Here is a 21,020-nt window from a genome sequence, read left to right as displayed (position 1 = left end):
TGCACCTCTTACTTATTTAGCTCTTGTAAGAACCTCTCTTCATTCCAAACCTCAACATTATGTTTCTCCGCTTGTGCTAATTTCGAACCAGCCGCTTCACCTGCAACAACCAAATCTGTACTCTTACTAACACTTCCTGTTACTTTTCCACCTAATGCCTCAATCTTCTTCTTCGCTTCACTTCGTCCCATAACTTCTAGCTTACCTGTTAAAACAACCGTTTTTCCTGCGAAGTAAGATTCAACATTTTGTAAATCTGCAATTTTTATACCTTTGTATGTCATATTCACGCCATACTCTTTAAACTGCTGTAATAACTCTAATACATCTTCATTATCAAAATATGTCACAACAGATTGAGCCATTTTTTCGCCAATTTCATTAATTGCTTTTAGTTCTTCTTCTGTTGCTTTTACAAGCTCATCCATCGTTTCAAAGTGCTCTGCAAATGTACGTGCTGCTTTCGCTCCAACGTGGCGAATTCCAAGACCAAATAATAATCGCTCTAACGAGTTTTCTTTAGAATTTTCAATTGCCTGTATTAAGTTTGTTGCTGATTTTTCACCAAAACGTTCTAACTGTAATAATTGCTCTTTCGTCAATGCATATAAATCAGCAAATGTACGAATATAATCTGCATCAAAGAGTTGTGTAATGACACGTTCTCCAAGTCCATCAATATTCATCGCATTTCTTGAAACGAAATGGATTAATCCCTCTCGAATTTGAGCCGGACAAGTCGGATTTATACATCGAAGTGCTACTTCTTCTTCTAAACGAACAAGTTCACTCTCACATGCTGGACAATGCGTTGGCATGCGGTATTCTTCTTCCTCACCAGTACGCTTATCAAAAATAACGTTCACAACTTCAGGAATAATATCTCCAGCCTTCTTCACAACAACGTAGTCACCAATTCGAATGTCTTTTTCACGAATTAAATCTTCGTTATGTAAAGAAGCACGGCGAACAATCGTACCAGCAACTCTCACTGGCTCTAGCTCTGCAGTCGGTGTTACAACCCCTGTTCGGCCAACACTTAATTCAATGCCTGTTAATCTCGTTACAACTTCTTCAGCTGGGAATTTATAAGCAATCGCCCATCTTGGACTCTTCGCTGTAGTTCCTAGACTTTCTTGAAGAGCAACATCATCTACTTTTATAACGATTCCATCAATCTCATAATCAAGATGCGGACGTTTTTCTTGCCATTCTTCTACATAAGCTATAACCTCTTCGATTGTTTCACATGTACGGCGATTTGGATTTGTCTTAAATCCGAGTTCACCTAAGAAATCAAGCGATTCACTGTGCGATGGAATTGTTTTTTCTTCTACATTCGCAAGACCGTACACAAACATAGATAAGTTACGCTTCGCTGCAATTTTCGGATCAAGTTGACGTATTGAACCTGCTGCTGCATTACGCGGATTCGCAAATACATCTTCCCCATTTTGCTCTTTTTCTTCATTTAGTTTAACGAATGAATGCTTCGGCATATAAGCTTCGCCTCGTGCCTCTAACGTTACTTCTTCATTTAAACGCAGTGGGATAGCTTTAATCGTTTTTAAATTTTGAGTAATATCTTCACCCGTTACACCATCACCACGTGTCGCCCCTTGAATGAAGCGTCCTTTTTCATAATGAAGCGAAACGGCAAGCCCGTCAATTTTTAATTCACATATATATCTTACATTCGCACCATCAATTCCTTGACGTACTCTTCTGTCGAAATCACGTAAATCCCCTTCGTTAAATGCATTTCCTAAACTTAACATTGGTGACTTATGTGTTACTTTTTCAAATATATCAAGAATAGTTTCCCCAACGCGAACGGAGGGAGAATCTTCACTCATAAACTCAGGGTTCTCTGCTTCTAATTTTATAAGCTCCTGCATATCACGGTCATATTCCGCATCAGAAACAGAAGGATTGTCTAATACGTGATATTGATAGTTAAATGTATTTAACAAATCACGCAGTTCTTCTATACGTTTTTTTGCTATCTCTTTTGACATATCCTCATTCCTTTCTATTGTTTCGTCACAGGTGCAAATTTTGCTAACAAACGTTTAACACCAATCGGGCTTGGGAACGCAATATCTAATTCTTTTGCATCACCTTCACCTTTTACACTTACAACTGTACCGATTCCCCATTTTTGGTGGGAAGCTTTATCGCCTACTGCCCAGCCAATTTGCTCACCGCCTGTCGTCTTAGCTGCAGGACGCGCGAAAGCTGAACGAGAGCGTGTTGTGGTTGTCGTTGTCATTTTACTACTACTTGCTGTTCTGCCTTTTGCACCAAACGAATTTTCACGCTTCGGCGCTGTTTCATTTAATGATTCCACTAGTTCTGCCGGGATTTCTGTAATGAAGCGAGACGCAGCGTTCATACTTGTTCTACCAAATAAAGTACGCATTTGCGCATTAGATAAATATAGCTCTTCTTCTGCACGAGTAATACCTACATAAGCAAGACGACGTTCTTCTTGCATTTCATCCTCTTCCATAAGAGAACGAGTATGAGGGAATATCCCTTCCTCTAAACCAACAATAAAGACAACCGGGAACTCTAATCCTTTTGCTGAGTGCATCGTCATTAAAATAACTTCTTCACCAGCAGTTGGGTCTTCATCTACACGATCAATATCAGCAACAAGTGCTAAATCTGTTAAGAATGCAACAAGGCTCTTATCTTCGCTTTGAGATTCAAATGTTTGCGTAACAGATAAGAACTCGTCTAAGTTTTCTAAACGACCTTCCGCTTCTAAAGAACGCTCATTTTTCAACATATCGCGATAGCCTGTTTTTTCAATAACTTCTTCTACTAATTCTGTAACAGATAAATACTCTTGCATATTTACCCAGTTGTGTAATAAACTTGCGAATTCTTTTACTGCCTTTGTAATTTTTGCACTTACTCCAACATGCTCAATCTCATCAAATACAGCAGTTAATGAAATTCCGTTTTGCACACCATAATTAATAATTTTATCAATAGAAGTCGCACCAATACCACGCTTTGGCATGTTAATAATACGTGCAAAACTAATTTCATCATCTGGATTACCGATTAAACGTAAGTATGCCAAAATATCTTTAATCTCTTTACGGTCGTAGAACTTCGTACCCCCGACAATTTTGTAAGGAATGTTAGATTTAAGGAAAATCTCCTCGACCATACGAGACTGAGCATTCGTACGATATAGTACTGCAAAATCAGTATATTTTCGTTTCCCCATTTGAAGATTGTCACGAATTTTTTTCGCAACAAAATATGCTTCGTCCTTTTCAGTTGCAGCACGATAATACGAAATTTTGCTTCCAACTTGATTGTCCGTCCATAATTTCTTCGGTTTACGATTCGTATTTTTTTCAATAACAGCATTCGCTGCATTTAAAATATTTTGTGACGAACGATAGTTTTGTTCTAACAAAATTACTTGTGCATTCTCATAATCTTTTTCAAATGACAAAATGTTAGAAATATCTGCACCACGCCAGCGATAAATAGACTGGTCAGAGTCACCTACAACGCAAAGATTTTTAAAACGTGCTGCCAAATGTTTAACAAGAAGATATTGCGCTTTATTCGTATCTTGATACTCATCCACGTGAATATATTGGAACTTACGCTGATAAAACTCCAATACTTCTGGAACACGTTCAAATAGCTGAATCGTCGTCATAATTAAATCATCAAAGTCTAATGAATTATTTTTCAAAAGACGTTTTTGATACTCTGTGTATACATCGCTCGTTAATTTTTCATATGGATCAGCCATTGTAATTTTTTTTGCATATTTATCCGCAGATAACAGTTCATTTTTGGCATTACTAATACCCGCTAAAATAGAGCGCGGCTCAAATTTCTTCGGATCAATATTGCGCTCTTTCATAATTTTTTTGACTACAGTTAGCTGATCACCTGAATCTAAGATTGTAAAGTTACGATTAATACCAATACGATCGATATCGCGTCGTAAAATACGTACACACATAGAGTGGAACGTCGAAATCCAAATATCTTCTGCTTCTGGTCCCACAAGTGTATCAATACGCTCGCGCATTTCACGAGCTGCTTTATTTGTGAAGGTAATAGCTAGTACATTCCATGGTGCTACACCTTTTTCACCAAGCAAATACGCAATACGGTGTGTTAACACACGTGTTTTACCACTACCTGCACCTGCCATTAATAGAAGTGGTCCATTCGTTGTTTGTACCGCTTTTTGTTGCTGTGGATTTAAACCGTTTAATAACTTATCTGTCATACTCATATACGCCTGCACCTACTCTCCTTTTACTGCTTTAACTGTTTTTAACGCCGATTTTATATCATCATAAATAATATTTCCAACAACTACTGTATCAGCATACTGTGCCATTTCTTTCGCCTGTTCTGCATTAGAAATACCGCCGCCATAGTATAACTTAGCTTGTTTCAATTCTGCTTTTACATTTTTAACAAGTTCAACTTCTCCATACGTACCGCTATATTCTAAATAAAATATCGGTAAATGTAATAACTTGTCTGCTAAACGCGCATATGCAATAACGTCATCTTCTGTTAAATCACATTTTGCATCTGTAAGCTCGGCTACTTTCGCTTCTCGATTTAAAACACAATAACCTTCCATAAAAATTTCGTCCCAGTCCATAATATCCCCAAATTCTTTCAATGCCTCATGATGAACACCTGTTACCCATTCTACTTTTCGGCTATTTAACACACTTGGGATGTAATAAAAATCAAATCCTGGTGTAATTGCTTCTACATCAGAGACCTCTAATACACAAGGAACAGCATATCTACGAATGCTAACTAGCATGTGTAATACGTTATCAATTGTAACCCCATCACTTCCGCCTACAATAACCGCATCAGTTCCAGACTCACAAATCATTTCTAAATGTTCATCGCTTAACTCCTTATTTGGATCAAGCTTAAATACATGTTTCCATCCGGAAATATCGTACATGAAAACACCCTTCCTTTTCTCTAGTTATATCTATAGTTCTGTTTAAAATAACAGTTAGTTTTCATCTTGTTTTTTTTAAATAACTATTAAATATTTTTCAAAAAGAATGATTTAATTTCATCTTCTTTTTATGCATTCTTTCATTATAACAAAAAAAGCTACTGACACACACGCCCATTCCAACATCTTTTTCAACGTCAAATGTTGGATTACATATCCCGAAAATCACACGGGATACTAATAAGAGAAGTAGTATTTACTATTTCAATTTTCATAAAAAGGAGTGTTTTTCTAATGAAGCAAAACATCGGGACAATAAACGCTCTAATTCGAATTACACTTGGGCTTGTCCTCTTCGGGTGTAGTGCAACTAAACTTGTACGCAAGCCATGGTGCACTTGGTCTAACATTTTTCTATGGATTGGTGCAATGAAAGTTGCAGAGGGAATTGTTCGCTTCTGCCCTATTGTTGAAGCGTGGAAGTTTGGAAAATACATGAATATGGGTGCATTTAAAATGCCTAGCATGAATTTTACTGAAAAAGGACATGCTAAAGAAGAAGTAAATCAAACTTCCTCTCATGACAAGCCAAAGTCAAAAGGAAGTTATGACGCTTCTGACAAAGAGATTGAGTCAGCGATTGAAGAAATAATCCTGGCAAAACCGCTTTGAATCATTTGTCACAATGCAAGATGCTCTCAAAGGGACTTAGCTGCTGCAGTGGGCGGTTAAGTCTTCTTTATTTTACCATAAAAACAGAACGTACATTCCCTTTTTTAAGCTTAAAATGTACATAAAAGATATCAATCAATAAAATTCAGAAAATTAGGTGCATACCTCTTGCTTAAAATGATATAAAAGTGATATCATTTTTATATCAGGAGGCGATTATATGAAAGAAAAACAAGTATTTTATGTAAATGGTTTTCTCGGTATTATTGGAATTTTGATTTTAGCGGCTATCGGTGTATTTTTCCTTGCACAAGAAATTTTTATAGGAGCAGCACTAACTATTGTATTAGCCGCAATTCTCGCTACGGGTATCGGGATTGTTCAACCGAATCAAGCGAAAGTTATTACGTTCTTTGGTAATTATTTAGGAACAATTCGTCAAAACGGTTTATTTTTAACGATTCCGTTCGCATTCCGTCAAACTGTATCGTTACGTGTTGAAAACTTTAATAGTAAGAAATTAAAAGTAAACGATGTTGAGGGAAATCCGATTGAAATTGCAGCTGTTATCGTATATAAAGTAGTTGATTCTGCAAAAGCAATGTTCGGTGTTGAACATTACGATCGATTTGTAGAAATTCAAAGCGAAACGGCAATCCGCCACGTCGCAACAAAATATCCTTATGACAATTTCCAAGATGAAACTTGCATTACGTTACGCGGAAATACTGAAGAAATCTCTGAAGAATTAAAACGTGAGTTAGAGGCACGTCTTGAAATTGCTGGTGTAGAAGTATTGGAAACTCGTTTAACGCATTTAGCTTACGCAACAGAAATTGCCCATGCAATGCTACAACGTCAACAAGCAAAAGCAGTATTAGCTGCTAGAAAAGAAATTGTTGAAGGTGCTGTGAAGATGGCCAAAGATTCAATCCATATGTTAGATGAAGAAGGCGTACTGGAACTCGATGACGAGCGTAAAGCAAATATGGTAAACAACTTATTAGTTGCCATCGTTTCAGATAAAGGTGCGCAACCCGTTATTAATACAGGAAGCCTATACTAAGGGCTATAAGTAATTATGGCTAAAAAGAAAAGCTTTCCATTACGTATTGATCCTGAATTACACGCAGTCATCGAAAAATGGGCAAATGATGAGTTTCGTAGCGTCAATGCACACATCGAGTATTTACTTCGAGAAATGGCAAAGCAAAAAGGGAAATTAAAAAAAGATAAAGATGAATAAAAAATCCCGCTGATTCCTCAGCGGGATTTTTACATATTAACTTCTCGTCATCTCATGCCCAATTGCACGATATCCTATATCACTTCGATAAAATAGACCATCACTCTCAATTTTACCGATTTCTTTATATACTTTATCTTTTGCTTCTTGTAAACTATTTGCCTTACAAGCAACAAATAATACACGGCCACCGTTCGTTACAAAGTCCCCATGTTTCATTGCTGTACCTGCATGGAAAACAATCACATCTTGCAGTGCATCTAGTCCGCTAATAATATCACCTTTTTTATATGCTTCTGGGTATCCTTTAGAAGCAAGTACAACACCAATTACCGCTTTTTCTGACCATTGTAACGTTATCTCACTCTCATCTAATACAGCGTTACATACATCAACTAAATCGTTTTCTAAGCGAGGTAATACAACTTCTGTTTCAGGATCACCAAAGCGTGCATTAAATTCAATTACCTTTGGACCATCATTTGTTAAAATAAGACCTGCATATAAAATGCCTGTAAATGAACGATTTTCTTCAATCATCGCTTTAGCAGTTGGATGTAATACTGTTTCAATCGCTTCTTGAACTGCTGATTCTGGAATTTGTGGTACTGGAGAATATGCACCCATTCCGCCCGTATTTGGACCTTTATCACCATCAAAAGCTCTTTTATGATCTTGGGCGATTACCATTGGATGTACAGTTGTTCCATTCACGAATGCCATTAATGAAAATTCTTGTCCATCTAAAAACTCTTCAATAACGACCTTCTTACTTGCCGCGCCGAATTTCACATCTTGCAGCATTTCTTTCACAGCTTGTAATGCCTCTTCAAGCGTCATTGCTACTGTTACCCCTTTACCAGCAGCTAAGCCGTCAGCTTTAATAACGATTGGTGCACCAACTTTTTGAATGTACTGTACTGCTTCTTCATAATCTGTAAAAGTTTCGTACGCCGCAGTTGGAATATCATACTTTTTCATAAGCTCTTTTGTAAAAGCTTTACTACCTTCAATAACAGCAGCCGCTTTATTCGGACCAAATACACGAAGTCCCTCTTCTTTAAAACGATCAACAATTCCATTCATAAGTGGAATTTCTGGCCCAACGAAAGTTAATTCCACATTATTCTCTTTTGCAAATAAGACTAATGCATCAAAATCATTTTCATCAATATCAACTGGTGTTGCAACATCTCGCATACCTTCATTACCTGGTGCTACATACACCTTTTCTACTTTTTCAGATTGTGCAAACTTCCAAGCTAAAGCATGCTCACGCCCACCGCGGCCAATTACTAAAACATTCATATTTCATCCCCCAATAATTAAATAAGTACAAACTAGAAGCTATGCTCCTAGTTTGCTTTTTCATATCAATAAAAGGTTATCTTGACCGGACTTTTTAAACATCCATCTCAATAAAGGTTTAAAAAGGAGGATTAAGAGAACCGAGCAGGTCTAGGCGCATTTGCCAGGAGGACACGGAGTGTAGCTTTCCTACATGAGTACCGCGCTGGCATTGCAACGACGACATGCGAAGGTTATCTTAAAAATCCTCTATTAGTGTTTGAAATGACGTACGCCAGTGAACACCATAGCAATCCCATACGTATCTGCCACTTTAATAGAATCTTCATCACGGATTGATCCGCCTGGTTGAATGATTGCTGTAATTCCCGCTTTTGCTGCTTCTTCTAATGTATCTGGCATTGGGAAGAAAGCATCAGATGCAAGCGCGCTACCTTGTGCTTTTTCACCAGCTTGTGTAATCGCGATTTTTGCAGAACCTACACGGTTCATCTGTCCCGCACCGACACCAATTGTCATGTCATCTTTCGCTAAAACAATTGCATTTGATTTCACATGTTTTACAACTTTCCAAGCTAGTTTTAAATCTTTCCATTCTTGCTCTGAAGGTTCACGTTTCGTTGGAATTGAAATTGTACTTTCATCTAATGATAACGTATCTTCCTCTTGAACGAGAAGTCCACCTTGTACAGAAGTTAGTTTTTTGCTTGCACTTTTCGCTTTTTCAATATTTACAGTTAGTAAGCGTAAGTTCTTCTTACTTTGCAACACTTCTAAAGCTTCTTGCGAGAACGAAGGTGCGATAACAATTTCTAAGAAAATTTCATGTAACTTTTCTGCTGTAGCTTTATCAATTTCACGATTTGCTGCAATAATACCGCCGAAGATTGATATTGGATCTGCTTCATAAGCACGAGTATATGCTTCGTGAATATCAGTTCCTACTCCAACACCACATGGATTCATATGTTTTACCGCTACTACTGCTGGTTCTGTAAATTCTTTTACGATGCTAAGCGCTGCGTCTGCATCATTAATATTGTTATACGATAATTCTTTACCGTGTAATTGTTCTGCGTATGCAACAGAAGAAGTTGCTGCGAATGGCGCTTTATAGAAAGTTGCTTTTTGATGTGGGTTCTCGCCATAACGTAAGTCTTGCTTTTTCTCAAATGTCACAGTTAATGTTTCTGGACTTTCTTCACCCATTTGCTCTGTTAAGTAGTTAGAAATTAACGCATCATACGCTGCTGTATGACGGAATACTTTCGCTGCTAGTTTACGTTTCGTTTCCTCTGCTACTTCATCGTTCTCTTTCAGTTCTGCTAACACAATATCATAATCTACTGGATCTACAATTACAGATACGAATTTATGATTTTTCGCAGCAGAGCGAATCATTGTCGGGCCACCGATATCAATATTTTCAATTGCATCAGCAAATGTTACATCAGGCTTAGCGATTGTTTCTTTAAATGGGTATAAGTTAACAACAACAAAATCAATTGCTTGAATACCTAATTCATTCATTTGCGCTACATGTGTTTCATTATCACGAACTGCTAATAGACCACCATGAATATTTGGATGTAAAGTTTTCACACGACCATCCATAATTTCAGGGAAACCAGTTACTTCAGAAATACCAATTACTTGTAAGCCGTTTTCTTCTAGTAACTTTTTCGTACCACCTGTTGAAATAACTTCAATCCCTTGCTCTAGTAACCCTTTAACAAATTCTACTACTCCTGTTTTATCTGAAACACTTACTAATGCACGCTTTTTCATTTATCCTTCACCCCTGGTTGTATGTTAGTTAACAGTTGCTTCTTTCACAGACTGAACAATTTGATTCACTGTATTTACGTATAATTTATGTTCAACTTGTTGAATTTTCTTTTGTAAGCTTTCTCTCGTATCCCCTTCAGAAACAACCACTGCTTCTTGCGCAATAATTGGCCCTGTATCCATACCTGCATCTACATAATGAATTGTTACTCCAGTTACTTTCACACCTGCTTCTAACGCTTGACCGACAGCATCTTTACCCGGAAAGCTCGGTAGTAATGATGGATGAATATTAATAATCTTTCCGCTGTATGCTTCTAGTAACGTCGGCCCAATTAAACGCATATATCCAGCTAAAAGAATATAATCAATTTCATATTCTTCTAGCTTCTTTAATATCTCTTTTTCAAACGCTTCTTTGGACTCATATGCTTTCGCTGAAAAAGCGAAACACGGAATATGATGATAATTTGCCCGTCCAACAGCGCGTGCTTCTGGTTTATCACATACTAATAAACTAATTTCTGCATCCAATCTTTTTTCTTCTACCGCATTAACGAGAGATTGAAAGTTAGATCCGCTTCCAGAAGCAAAAACTGCTAATCTACTCATAGTGCTGTGCCCCCATTAAAAGTAACGCCAGCTCCTTGTATAGTACGTCCAATAATACGAGCCGTTTCTCCTTGCTCTTCAAGAAGACGAACAACATCTTTTGCATCTTCTTCCTTCACTGCTACTACCATACCAATACCCATGTTAAAAATATTGAACATTTCTTTCTCTTCCAGTTTCCCAACTTCTTGAAGCAAATGGAAGATCGGCTGAATTTTCCAAGATCCTAGTTCAATCTCAGCACCAATTCCTTCTGGCAACATACGTGGGATATTTTCAATAAATCCGCCCCCTGTAATATGCGCCATACCGTATACTTCATGCTTCTTCAATAGTTCTAAAATAGGTTTGACATAAATTTTCGTTGGTTTTAATAATTCTTCACCAAGAGGTAGTTCTAAGCGTCCATAAATACGCTCTAAAGATAGTTCTCCATCTTCTAGTAACACTTTTCGTACTAAAGAGTAACCATTGCTATGAATACCGCTAGATGCTAAGCCAATTAGCACGTGACCAGCTTCAATCTTTTCACCTGTTACAATTTTCTTTTTATCAACAATCCCAACTGTAAAACCAGCTAAATCATATTCTTCCGTAGAATACATTCCTGGCATTTCAGCTGTTTCTCCACCGATTAATGCACAACCAGCTTGGCGACAGCCCTCTGATATACCTTTGACGATGTTTTCAATTTTACTAGGTTCAGCTTTACCACAAGCAATATAATCAAGGAAGAAAAGCGGCTCTGCTCCTTGGACAACAATATCATTTACACACATTGCTACTGCATCAATACCAATTGTGTCATGTTTATCTGCCATAAAAGCGAGCATCAATTTCGTTCCCACGCCATCTGTTCCAGATACTAATACAGGTTCTTCTAATGCAAATTTTGATAGATCAAACATACCTCCAAAACCGCCTAAACCGCCTAGTACTTCTTTTCTCATAGTTGTTTGTACGTGTTTTTTCATGCGAGATACCGCTTCATATCCAGCTTCAATATCTACTCCTGCTTGCTTATATGCATTCGCCATCGTTATTTACACCTCGTCTTTTAATTTCTCCCCATCCAGGGCGGGCTATTTTAAGAAAGGAGCTAGCTTCTACATCAAAAGAAGTAGAAGCTTTTTTCACTTTTCTTATTTCATACTTTCTAAAAGCTCTTGCTCATAATCATAAAGAGCTGTTGGATAGTCCCCATTAAAGTAAGCCATACATAGACCGCCATATTTCCCTTCATATGGACGCCCAATTGCATCTACTAATCCATCTTCGCTTAAAAATGTTAAAGAATCTGCTCCGATCATTTCACGGATTTCTTCTACTGTATTATTTGCTGCAATTAATTCTTTTCTCGTTTGAATATCAATGCCATAGAAACATGGATACTTAAGAGGTGGTGAAGCGATTCTTACGTGAACTTCTGTCGCTCCAGCTTCACGAAGCATACGAACAATTCGTTTACTTGTCGTTCCTCTTACGATAGAGTCATCAATCATAACAACTCGTTTCCCCTCAACCACACCTCTTACTGCGGAAAGCTTCATCTTAACCCCTTGCTCACGCAGTTCTTGAGAAGGCTGGATAAAAGTACGTCCAACGTAACGATTTTTTATTAATCCTAATTCATACGGAATGCCTGTTGCCTCCGCATAGCCAATCGCAGCTGAAATACTAGAGTCTGGTACACCAGTAACAACATCCGCTTCAATAGGAGCTTCCGCTGCTAAACGTTTTCCCATATTTTTACGCGCTGCATGAACGTTAACACCAGCAATATTAGAATCTGGTCGTGCAAAGTAAATATATTCCATACTACAAATCGCATGTTCTACATCGTTTGTGAAACGATCTACGTGAATTCCTTCATCATTAATGATAAGTAATTCACCAGGTTCTACATCGCGAATGTATGTTGCACCTACTACATCAAAAGCACATGTTTCAGATGCTACAACGTAAGCATCCCCCATCTTTCCAATTGAAAGCGGACGGAATCCATTTGGATCTAACGCAACGATCATTTCATTTCCAGTTAGTAAAAGATACGCAAACGCACCTTTCACTTTATTCAGAGCCTCTTTTACACTTTCAATTAAAGAGTTTTTCGTACTACGTTTAATAAGATGTAAAAGTACTTCTGTATCTGAACTAGTTTGAAAAATACTTCCCTCTGCTTCTAATTCACGACGAAGCATTTTTGCGTTAATTAAATTTCCGTTATGAGCTAACGCCATACTATGATCGGAAAAACGGAACAACAATGGTTGAACGTTAGCAACTTCACTTCCACCAGCTGTTGCATATCGTACATGTCCGATTGCTGATTTTCCATTTAATCCTTCTAACTCACCTCTTGAAAACACTTCTGATATTAAACCTAACCCCTTGTGACCGACGATTTTTTCCCCATTATTTACGACAATGCCTGCGCCTTCTTGCCCACGGTGCTGTAAACTGTGCAATCCGTAGTATGAAACTTGTGCTGCATTTTCATGCCCCCAAATTCCGAAAACGCCACATTCTTCGTTTAACCCCTTTATTTCAGCAAGCATGGGATTGCCCCTTTCCAAGCCTTTCTCATTTCATCTACATTTGCTGTAAGTAATACTTCATTTTCTTCATTATGAATTGTTACTTCATTTGTACTTGTTACTTCTCCAACTTGGGTTGCTTCTACCGCTTTCTCAAACGCCTCTTTATTTTCACGTTTTACAGTTATCACGAAGCGAGACTGTGATTCAGCGAATAATGCTGCTGTTGCTTCTCCATCTAATTTCACAGTAGCACCTAAGCCGTTAGCACCAATTGCACTTTCTGAAATTGCAACTGCTAAACCACCCTCAGCAACATCATGTGCAGATTGAACAAGACCAGCTTGAATTGCTTCTAATACTTGTTTTTGGCGTTTTAATTCTACATCTAGATCGATACTTGGTGATTGACCGAAAATTTTGCCGTGAATCATTTTCTGTAATTCACTTCCGCCAAACTCGGCTTTCGTCTCACCAATTACATACACTAAATCACCAGCTTGCTTAAACTCTTGTGTTGTTACATGTTTTAAGTCATGCACAAGTCCGACCATCCCAACAGTTGGTGTTGGATATACAGCTTCACCACTACGCTCGTTATACATCGATACGTTTCCGCCGATAACTGGTGTTTGTAATGTGCGACAAGCTTCACTCATACCGTCTACTGATTTCTCAATCTGCCAGAAGATTTCTGGTTTTTCTGGGTTCCCGAAGTTTAAGCAATCTGTAATTGCAAGTGGCTCTCCGCCAGAACATACGATATTACGCGCTGCCTCTGCTACTGCAATTTTACCGCCCATCTCTGGGTCTAGATAAATGTAGCGAGAGTTACAATCTGTCGTCATTGCTAATCCTTTTTCTGTACCGCGTACACGTACAACTGCAGCATCTGAACCTGGCGTAACAACTGTGCTTGTGCGAACTTGGTAATCGTATTGATCGTATACCCACTCTTTACTTGCAATTGTTGGTTGCTGTAATAAAGCGAATAACGTTTCTTTATAATTTTCTACTTTTGGCGTTTCCATTTTCATTGCTTGGAATTCAGCAAAGTATGCTGCTTCTTTTGATGGCTTATGATAAATTGGTGCTTCTTCTGCTAAAGCATCTGCTGGAACTTCAGCTACCTTTTCACCTTTATGGAATAAACGAAGCATTTTATCTTCTGTTACTTTCCCCATCGTAACCGCTGCAAGACCATACTTCTCAAATAAATCTACTATTTCTTGTTCTCTACCTTTTTTCACGACAATTAACATACGCTCTTGTGATTCAGATAGCATCATTTCATATGGTGTCATTCCTGTTTCACGCTGTGGTACATCATCTAAGTACATTTCAATACCCATTCCTGCTTTACTTGCCATTTCTGCAGATGATGATGTTAAACCAGCCGCACCCATATCTTGAATTCCAACAAGTGCATCGGATTGAATTAATTCTAAACACGCTTCAATAAGAAGTTTTTCCATAAATGGATCCCCTACTTGAACCGCTGGACGTTTCGCTTCTGAGCTTTCAGATAGTTCTTCCGACGCGAATGTTGCACCGTGAATACCGTCACGACCAGTTGATGCTCCTACGTACATTACTGTGTTACCAGCACCGTGCGCTTGCCCTTTTTTAATGTCTTCGTGGTTAATCAAACCTACGCACATTGCATTTACAAGTGGATTTCCTTCATAACATGGATCAAATTGTACTTCGCCGCCAACAGTCGGAATACCGATGCAGTTACCGTATCCTGCAATTCCTGCTACTACTTCTTCGAATAAATATTTCACACGTGGTGACTGTAATTCACCGAAACGAAGTGAGTTTAATAGAGCTACCGGGCGTGCTCCCATAGAGAATACGTCACGAATAATACCACCAACACCTGTTGCAGCTCCTTGATATGGTTCAATAGCTGAAGGATGGTTATGACTTTCCATTTTAAATACAACTGCTTGATTATCACCGATATCTACAATTCCAGCACCTTCTCCAGGTCCTTGCAGAACGCGCTCACCTGTAGTTGGAAACTTACGAAGAACTGGTTTCGAATTTTTATAACTACAATGTTCAGACCACATTACAGAGAATAACCCTGTTTCTGTATAATTTGGCAGACGACCTAAAATCTTTTCAACCATGGCAAACTCTTCGTCTGTTAGCCCCATTTCCGCATATATACGCTCTTCTTTAATTTGTGTTGGATTTGGTTCAAGCATTAACGACATATGTTTCCCTCCACTGTTTTAAGATAGATTGAAAGACTTTTAACCCTTCAGCACCGCCAAGTAATTCATCTACAGCACGCTCTGGGTGTGGCATCATACCAAGTACATTTCCTTTTTCATTTACAATACCAGCAATATCTGAAACGCTACCGTTAGGGTTTTCTACGTAACGGAATGCGATTTGATTGTTCTCTTCTAATTGTTTAAGCGTCGCTTCATCACAATAGTAATTCCCCTCACCATGCGCGATTGGAATATTAATTACTTCATCTTTTCCATATTGTGATGTAAACATCGTTTCATTATTTTCAACACGCAACTGAACAGTGCGACACATAAATTTTAAGTTTTCGTTTCTCATTAACGCTCCTGGTAGTAATCCTGATTCAACAAGAATCTGGAATCCATTACATACACCTAAAATCGGCTTTCCTTGCTCAGCAGCTTTTTGCACTGCTTTCATTGCATTAGCAAAGCGAGAGATAGCACCGCAGCGTAAGTAGTCACCATAAGAAAATCCACCTGGTAGTAGAATTGCATCATATTCATCTAGATTCTCTGTATCGTGCCAAACGTAATCTACTTCTTCGCCAAGCTCATCTTTAATTGCATGGAACATATCGACATCACAGTTCGAACCCGGAAATACTATTACGGCAAATTTCACTGTGCGACAACCTCCTCAACTTCATAACGGAAGTCTTCCATTACAACGTTCGCTAATAGTTTTTCACACATTTCCTTTACCTTGCTATCTAAATCAGATACAGATTTATCAATTGTTAGTTCCATGTACTTTCCGATTCGAACATCTTGTACTTCTGTGAATGAAAGACTATGAAGTGCTCCTTTTACTGCTGTTCCTTGTGGATCTAATACGCTTTCTCTTAATGTTACATATACCTTAACTTTATACATGTGAAATTCCCCCTAAACGTTTTAAAATCTCTTCATAAGCATCTGTTAAATTTCCAAGATCGCGACGGAATACGTCTTTATCAAACTTTTCATTGCTCGTTTCATCCCATAAACGGCAAGTATCTGGTGAAATTTCATCCGCTAAAATGATTTCTCCTTCTTCCGTTACACCAAACTCTAATTTGAAATCTACTAATCTTACACGACAGCTTGCGAAATGATCAATCAACACTTGATTGATTTGTAGAGCCATATCTCGTAATACGCTTACTTGCTCTGGCGATGCAACATTTAATACACGAATATGATCTTCCGTTACAAGCGGATCTCCTAAATCATCATCTTTGAAGTAAAATTCTACGATTGGTTCTGCAAGTACAGTTCCCTCTTCCATTCCTAATCGTTTTGAAAGACTTCCTGCAATTACATTTCTTGTGACAACTTCTAAAGGAATAATACTCACTTTTTTAACAAGTTGTTCTGTTTCAGATAACTTCTCAACAAAATGTGTTTTAATTCCTACTTCTTGTAACTTTCTGAACAATAAAGTTGTAATTTCATTGTTCAAACGACCTTTTCCTGTAATCGTCTCTTTTTTCTCCCCATTGAAAGCAGTCGCACTATCTTTGTACTCTACCCAAACCATATCTGCTGATTCTGTACGATAAATTCTTTTTGCCTTACCTTCATACAGCAATTCTAGCTTTTGCATTTCGCAAGCCCCCTGTAGTTTGAAAAATGTGAATAATGTTTTTATAAAGAATGGCACAGAATGACTCTATTCTGTGCCATATGAAATTTTACGCTTCGTTTAATCCAAGGCGTTCAAAGATTGTATCAACGTGTTGCATATGATGCTCATAGTTGAAGCATTCATTAATTTCTTCTTGTGTTAACTTGCTTGTAATACGCTCATCAGCTTCTACAAGCTCTTTAAATTGTACTTGTGTTTCCCAAGCTTCCATCGCTTTAGGCTGTACGATATCATAAGCTTCTTCACGTACCATACCTTTGTCGATTAGTGTAAGCATTACGCGCTGAGAATAAATTAAGCCGTATGTTCTTGTCATATTGCGTTTCATATTCTCTGGGTATACAGTTAAGTTTTTAACGATATTACCAAAGCGATTTAACATGTAATTTAATGCGATTGTAGCATCTGGTAAAATTACGCGTTCTGCTGAAGAGTGAGAAATGTCACGCTCATGCCACAATGGAACATTCTCATAAGCTGTCATCATATAACCGCGGATAACACGAGCTAAACCAGTCATATTTTCAGATCCAATTGGATTACGCTTATGTGGCATTGCAGAAGAACCTTTTTGGCCTTTTGCGAAAGCTTCTTCAACTTCACGTGTTTCACTCTTTTGTAAGCCACGAATCTCAACTGCCATCTTTTCGATAGATGTTGCGATTAATGCAAGTGCTGACATGTAGTGTGCGTGACGATCACGTTGCAATGTTTGTGTTGAAATTGATGCTGCTTCTAATCCTAGATTTTCACAAACATATTTTTCTACGAATGGATCGATATTTGCATATGTACCAACCGCACCAGATAGTTTACCAACACGAACTGTATCAGCAGCTTGTTTGAAACGCTCTACGTTACGTTTCATCTCTTCATACCAAAGACCAAGTTTTAAACCGAATGTTGTTGGTTCTGCATGAACACCGTGTGTTCTTCCCATCATGATTGTGTATTTATGCTCTTTCGCTTTGTTAGCTAAAATGCTTACAAAGTTCTCTAAGTCTTTTAATATAATTTCATTCGCTTGTTTTAAGATGTAAGATAATGCTGTATCTACTACATCTGTAGATGTTAAACCGTAATGAACCCATTTACGTTCTTCGCCTAGTGCTGGCGTTTCTGATACAGCACGAGTGAATGCAACTACGTCATGACGTGTTTCTTTTTCAATTTCATAAATACGATCAATATCAAATGATGCATGTTCACGAATTTTTTTAACATCTTCTTTTGGAATATCGCCAAGCTCAGCCCATGCTTCACAAGCTAAAATCTCAACTTCTAACCACGCTTTAAATTTGTTCTCTTCCGTCCAAATCGCACCCATTTCAGGGCGTGTATAACGACTAATCATCTTTTTCCCTCCAACAGTTGTTCTTGATGGTCCCAAATATGCAAACTCTTCGCTTTTTCTAGAGCGACTTCAATATTATCATTTAAAATATTAACATGCCCCATTTTTCGCTGTGCTTTTGCTTCTTCTTTTCCATACAAGTGTAAATAGCACCCGGTTAATCTATTCACTTGTCTTAGGACCCCTTCTATATGTTCGCCTAAAATGTTTACCATGACAACTGGTTTTAACAAATTTGTTTCTCCTAGAGGTAAATTACAGATTGCTCGAATATGTTGACCAAATTGGCTCGTTTCACATGCATCCTGTGTATAGTGTCCTGAATTGTGAGGTCTTGGTGCTAATTCATTAATGTAAATCTCACCATTAGCTGTAGCAAACATCTCTACAGCTAGTGTTCCCACAAGTTTTAATTCATCCGCAAGTACCTTTGCATAAGCAATTGCTTTTTGAGAAAGCTCTTCTGTAATACGAGCTGGAACGATAGATTCATGCAAAATGTTATTTACATGAATGTTTTCCGCTACCGGAAATACTTTCGTTTCACCACTTACACTACGAATCACAATAACGGATACTTCTTTTTCAAAAGGCACCCATTTCTCTAAAATACACTCTGCTTTATCCACAAGATCTCTTGCTGTCTCAACATCAGCCTCACTTCTTAAAACAACTTGCCCTTTCCCATCATATCCACCTGTCGTCGTTTTTAAGACGGAAGGGAATGATAACTCAGCAATTGCTACTGTAAGCTGATCTTGATTTTGAACTAATCTATACGTTGCTACTGGTAACCCAGCCTTCTCAATTGCATTCTTTTCTGTAAAACGATTTTGCGTTTTATTTAACAACTGACTACCTTGTGGCAAGTAAGCATGTTTTTCAAGCCATTGTAAACATCTATAATCAATATTCTCAAATTCATATGTGACAACATCACTTATCTCTGCTAAATGCTGAATTGCCTTTAAATCGTCATACGGTGCAACAATTTCAATATCAGCAACTTGTGCACATGGTGAATGCTTTGTAGGATCTAAAACAGCAATTTTATATCCCATCTCCTTGGCTGCCAATGCCATCATTCTTCCTAGCTGGCCGCCTCCAATAATGCCGATTGTTTTTCCAGGTAAAATGATTCTCGTCATACTAGCTCACTACCTTCACGCACATCTTTTTCAATCGCTTCTCGTCTCAATTCTAATGCATCATGTATATCATCATGAAATGATCCAAGTATTTGTGCAGCAAGTAATCCAGCATTCGTTGAACCGGCTTTACCAATTGCAACAGTTGCAACTGGAACACCTCCTGGCATTTGGACGATGGATAATAATGAATCTAAGCCGTTTAATGCTTTTGATTGAACTGGAACTCCAATTACAGGAAGATTTGTCTTCGCTGCAACCATTCCTGGTAAATGTGCTGCTCCACCAGCTCCAGCAATAATAACTTTCAATCCACGTTCACGAGCCGTCTCTGCATATTCAAACATATAATCCGGAGTCCGATGAGCGGATACAACTTTTTTCTCATACGGTATATTTAATTCATCTAAAATGTCACAAGCATATTTCATTGTTTCCCAGTCTGATGTACTTCCCATTATGACTCCAACTAGTGATTTCATATTAGAATCCCCCCGATTCAAATAAAAAAAGCCTGAAATAGAACAGTTTCTCTTTTACTATGAGAGAAAGCGCTCTACTCAGGCATACGTATCCCTTGTGAATAGAAAAATACCGAGTGACTTTCCCTCATAGTCTAACGAATAACGGTCGTTAGGTAGAGACTTGCAGGCCATATCCCCGCGATTATATGAGGTCTTATATTATTGTTTCTATGGCTATATTAACAATATTTCATAAACGATGTCAATAAATAATCGAATGTTTTTTTATTAGTAGTCAATAACGTTCGTGTTTTAGTTATATTCAAAAGAAGAATTGCAACTATATGCAAGAAGAAAAGGGAATTAGAATATATATTTCTAGAGATCTATTTACTTATAATCATTTATATAGTACTTCAGTATGTTTTAAATCACAATATGTACAATCTTGTATTCTACACATCAATAGAACTTTTATTATAACGATTTAATTTCTAAGGAGGATAAACGTGAAAGAAAGAACTACGCTATTATCCTATTTATTTTTTCTATCGCAGTAATTGTTGTAATTATTTAATACTTATTTATAGCATCTCATTATTTAAAATATATACTTATGATAGAAATAATGTGTCCTATTTTAAGTATTACTTTAGCGGCATTAGGAAAATCCGGAACACAAAAAATCATTGCTATTATTTTAAACAGTCTCTATTTCATTCTTTTTTCGTCTTTAGCGTTATTAAATTTATGGATTATAACATTCGGTAAATAAAAATAAACACAAAAAAACCTAAGTCGAAACGACTTAGGTTTTTGCTTGGCGACGTCCTACTCTCACAGGGACAAGGTCCCAACTACCATCGGCGCTAGAGAGCTTAACTTCCGTGTTCGGTATGGGAACGGGTGTGACCTCTCTGCCATCATCACCAAACTATTGAAGGCATATTCCTTCAAAACTAGATAACATTTGCTACATATTATATGGTTAAGTCCTCGATCTATTAGTA

18 protein-coding genes, 1 rRNA gene, 1 pseudogene and 1 riboswitch are annotated in these 21,020 nt (G+C 37.7%); of the genes and pseudogenes, 4 read left to right on the top strand and 16 right to left on the bottom strand.

What is annotated here, in order from left to right:
- Positions 1-8 precede the first annotated feature (8 nt).
- Genes ligA through pcrB form a run of 3 tightly spaced genes read right to left on the bottom strand, consistent with a single transcriptional unit; the run spans position 9 to position 4,984 of the window.
- Positions 9-2,018 (bottom strand): NAD-dependent DNA ligase LigA, encoded by a 2,010-nt coding sequence (gene ligA, locus JFU02_RS20885; protein ID WP_201071551.1) that lies wholly within the window; start codon positions 2,016-2,018, stop codon positions 9-11.
- A gap of 14 nt (positions 2,019-2,032) precedes the next feature.
- Positions 2,033-4,282: a DNA helicase PcrA gene (pcrA, locus tag JFU02_RS20880; protein ID WP_201071549.1), complete on the bottom strand. Its 2,250-nt coding sequence runs from the start codon at positions 4,280-4,282 to the stop codon at positions 2,033-2,035.
- Between the two features lie 12 nt (positions 4,283-4,294).
- Positions 4,295-4,984: a heptaprenylglyceryl phosphate synthase gene (gene pcrB, locus JFU02_RS20875; protein ID WP_000272105.1), complete on the bottom strand. Its 690-nt coding sequence runs from the start codon at positions 4,982-4,984 to the stop codon at positions 4,295-4,297.
- A 294-nt stretch (positions 4,985-5,278) separates the two neighbouring features.
- Between pcrB and JFU02_RS20870 the strand changes: the two genes are divergently transcribed.
- The 3 genes from JFU02_RS20870 to JFU02_RS20860 all read left to right on the top strand — a co-directional run bounded on the left by JFU02_RS20870 (position 5,279) and on the right by JFU02_RS20860 (position 6,902).
- Complete coding sequence (locus JFU02_RS20870; protein ID WP_000812342.1) at positions 5,279-5,656, top strand: YgaP family membrane protein; 378 nt, start codon at positions 5,279-5,281, stop codon at positions 5,654-5,656.
- Positions 5,657-5,876: 220 nt separating this feature from the next.
- Positions 5,877-6,722 carry an SPFH domain-containing protein gene (locus JFU02_RS20865; protein ID WP_000660674.1) on the top strand — a complete coding sequence of 282 codons (846 nt, stop codon included), beginning with the start codon at positions 5,877-5,879 and terminating at the stop codon, positions 6,720-6,722.
- A 15-nt stretch (positions 6,723-6,737) separates the two neighbouring features.
- Positions 6,738-6,902 carry a type II toxin-antitoxin system antitoxin gene (locus JFU02_RS20860; protein ID WP_001085172.1) on the top strand — a complete coding sequence of 55 codons (165 nt, stop codon included), beginning with the start codon at positions 6,738-6,740 and terminating at the stop codon, positions 6,900-6,902.
- Positions 6,903-6,938: 36 nt separating this feature from the next.
- Here JFU02_RS20860 and purD read toward each other — a convergent pair whose 3' ends face one another.
- The 12 genes from purD to purE all read right to left on the bottom strand — a co-directional run bounded on the left by purD (position 6,939) and on the right by purE (position 20,028).
- The gene (gene purD, locus JFU02_RS20855) at positions 6,939-8,210 is read right to left on the bottom strand and encodes a phosphoribosylamine--glycine ligase (protein ID WP_061666175.1); all 1,272 of its coding nucleotides are present in this window, start codon (positions 8,208-8,210) and stop codon (positions 6,939-6,941) included.
- Positions 8,211-8,462: 252 nt separating this feature from the next.
- Positions 8,463-9,998: a bifunctional phosphoribosylaminoimidazolecarboxamide formyltransferase/IMP cyclohydrolase gene (gene purH / locus JFU02_RS20850; protein ID WP_097960404.1), complete on the bottom strand. Its 1,536-nt coding sequence runs from the start codon at positions 9,996-9,998 to the stop codon at positions 8,463-8,465.
- 24 nt (positions 9,999-10,022) lie between these two features.
- Positions 10,023-10,610, bottom strand: coding sequence for a phosphoribosylglycinamide formyltransferase (gene purN / locus JFU02_RS20845; protein WP_061666173.1), 588 nt, complete (start codon positions 10,608-10,610; stop codon positions 10,023-10,025).
- Positions 10,607-11,647, bottom strand: coding sequence for a phosphoribosylformylglycinamidine cyclo-ligase (gene purM / locus JFU02_RS20840; RefSeq protein WP_001262441.1), 1,041 nt, complete (start codon positions 11,645-11,647; stop codon positions 10,607-10,609). The genes purN and purM overlap by 4 nt, the downstream gene beginning before the upstream one ends.
- Positions 11,648-11,752: 105 nt before the next feature.
- Entirely contained in the window at positions 11,753-13,168 is a 1,416-nt protein-coding gene (gene purF, locus JFU02_RS20835; RefSeq protein WP_098223530.1) for an amidophosphoribosyltransferase, read from the bottom strand.
- Positions 13,153-15,372, bottom strand: a complete 2,220-nt coding sequence (purL, locus tag JFU02_RS20830) for a phosphoribosylformylglycinamidine synthase II (RefSeq protein WP_098285889.1) — start codon at positions 15,370-15,372, stop codon at positions 13,153-13,155. The genes purF and purL overlap by 16 nt, the downstream gene beginning before the upstream one ends.
- Complete coding sequence (gene purQ, locus JFU02_RS20825) at positions 15,356-16,039, bottom strand: phosphoribosylformylglycinamidine synthase subunit PurQ (protein ID WP_000666787.1); 684 nt, start codon at positions 16,037-16,039, stop codon at positions 15,356-15,358. Before purQ ends, purL begins: the two co-directional genes overlap by 17 nt.
- Entirely contained in the window at positions 16,036-16,290 is a 255-nt protein-coding gene (gene purS / locus JFU02_RS20820; protein WP_000278823.1) for a phosphoribosylformylglycinamidine synthase subunit PurS, read from the bottom strand. The genes purQ and purS overlap by 4 nt, the downstream gene beginning before the upstream one ends.
- Entirely contained in the window at positions 16,283-17,002 is a 720-nt protein-coding gene (gene purC / locus JFU02_RS20815; RefSeq protein ID WP_001170544.1) for a phosphoribosylaminoimidazolesuccinocarboxamide synthase, read from the bottom strand. Before purC ends, purS begins: the two co-directional genes overlap by 8 nt.
- Positions 17,003-17,090: 88 nt before the next feature.
- Positions 17,091-18,398, bottom strand: a complete 1,308-nt coding sequence (purB, locus tag JFU02_RS20810) for an adenylosuccinate lyase (RefSeq protein WP_201071547.1) — start codon at positions 18,396-18,398, stop codon at positions 17,091-17,093.
- Positions 18,395-19,546, bottom strand: a complete 1,152-nt coding sequence (purK, locus tag JFU02_RS20805; protein ID WP_201071544.1) for a 5-(carboxyamino)imidazole ribonucleotide synthase — start codon at positions 19,544-19,546, stop codon at positions 18,395-18,397. Before purK ends, purB begins: the two co-directional genes overlap by 4 nt.
- Positions 19,543-20,028 carry a 5-(carboxyamino)imidazole ribonucleotide mutase gene (gene purE, locus JFU02_RS20800; protein WP_000839367.1) on the bottom strand — a complete coding sequence of 162 codons (486 nt, stop codon included), beginning with the start codon at positions 20,026-20,028 and terminating at the stop codon, positions 19,543-19,545. The genes purK and purE overlap by 4 nt, the downstream gene beginning before the upstream one ends.
- 110 nt (positions 20,029-20,138) lie before the next feature.
- A riboswitch (purine riboswitch) is annotated at positions 20,139-20,240 on the bottom strand.
- A 279-nt stretch (positions 20,241-20,519) separates the two neighbouring features.
- Here purE and JFU02_RS32625 point away from each other — a divergent pair.
- Positions 20,520-20,785 (top strand): annotated as a pseudogene (locus tag JFU02_RS32625) (hypothetical protein).
- Positions 20,786-20,828: 43 nt separating this feature from the next.
- Here JFU02_RS32625 and rrf read toward each other — a convergent pair.
- Positions 20,829-20,944, bottom strand: a 5S ribosomal RNA gene (rrf, locus tag JFU02_RS20795).
- Positions 20,945-21,020: the final 76 nt, after the last annotated feature.

The sequence above is a fragment of the Bacillus sp. TH13 genome (assembly GCF_016651175.1).
GTDB lineage: Bacteria > Bacillota > Bacilli > Bacillales > Bacillaceae_G > Bacillus_A > Bacillus_A thuringiensis_S.
Note: the sequence above shows the minus strand (reverse complement) of the source record. Positions and strands in the feature narration are given on the sequence as shown.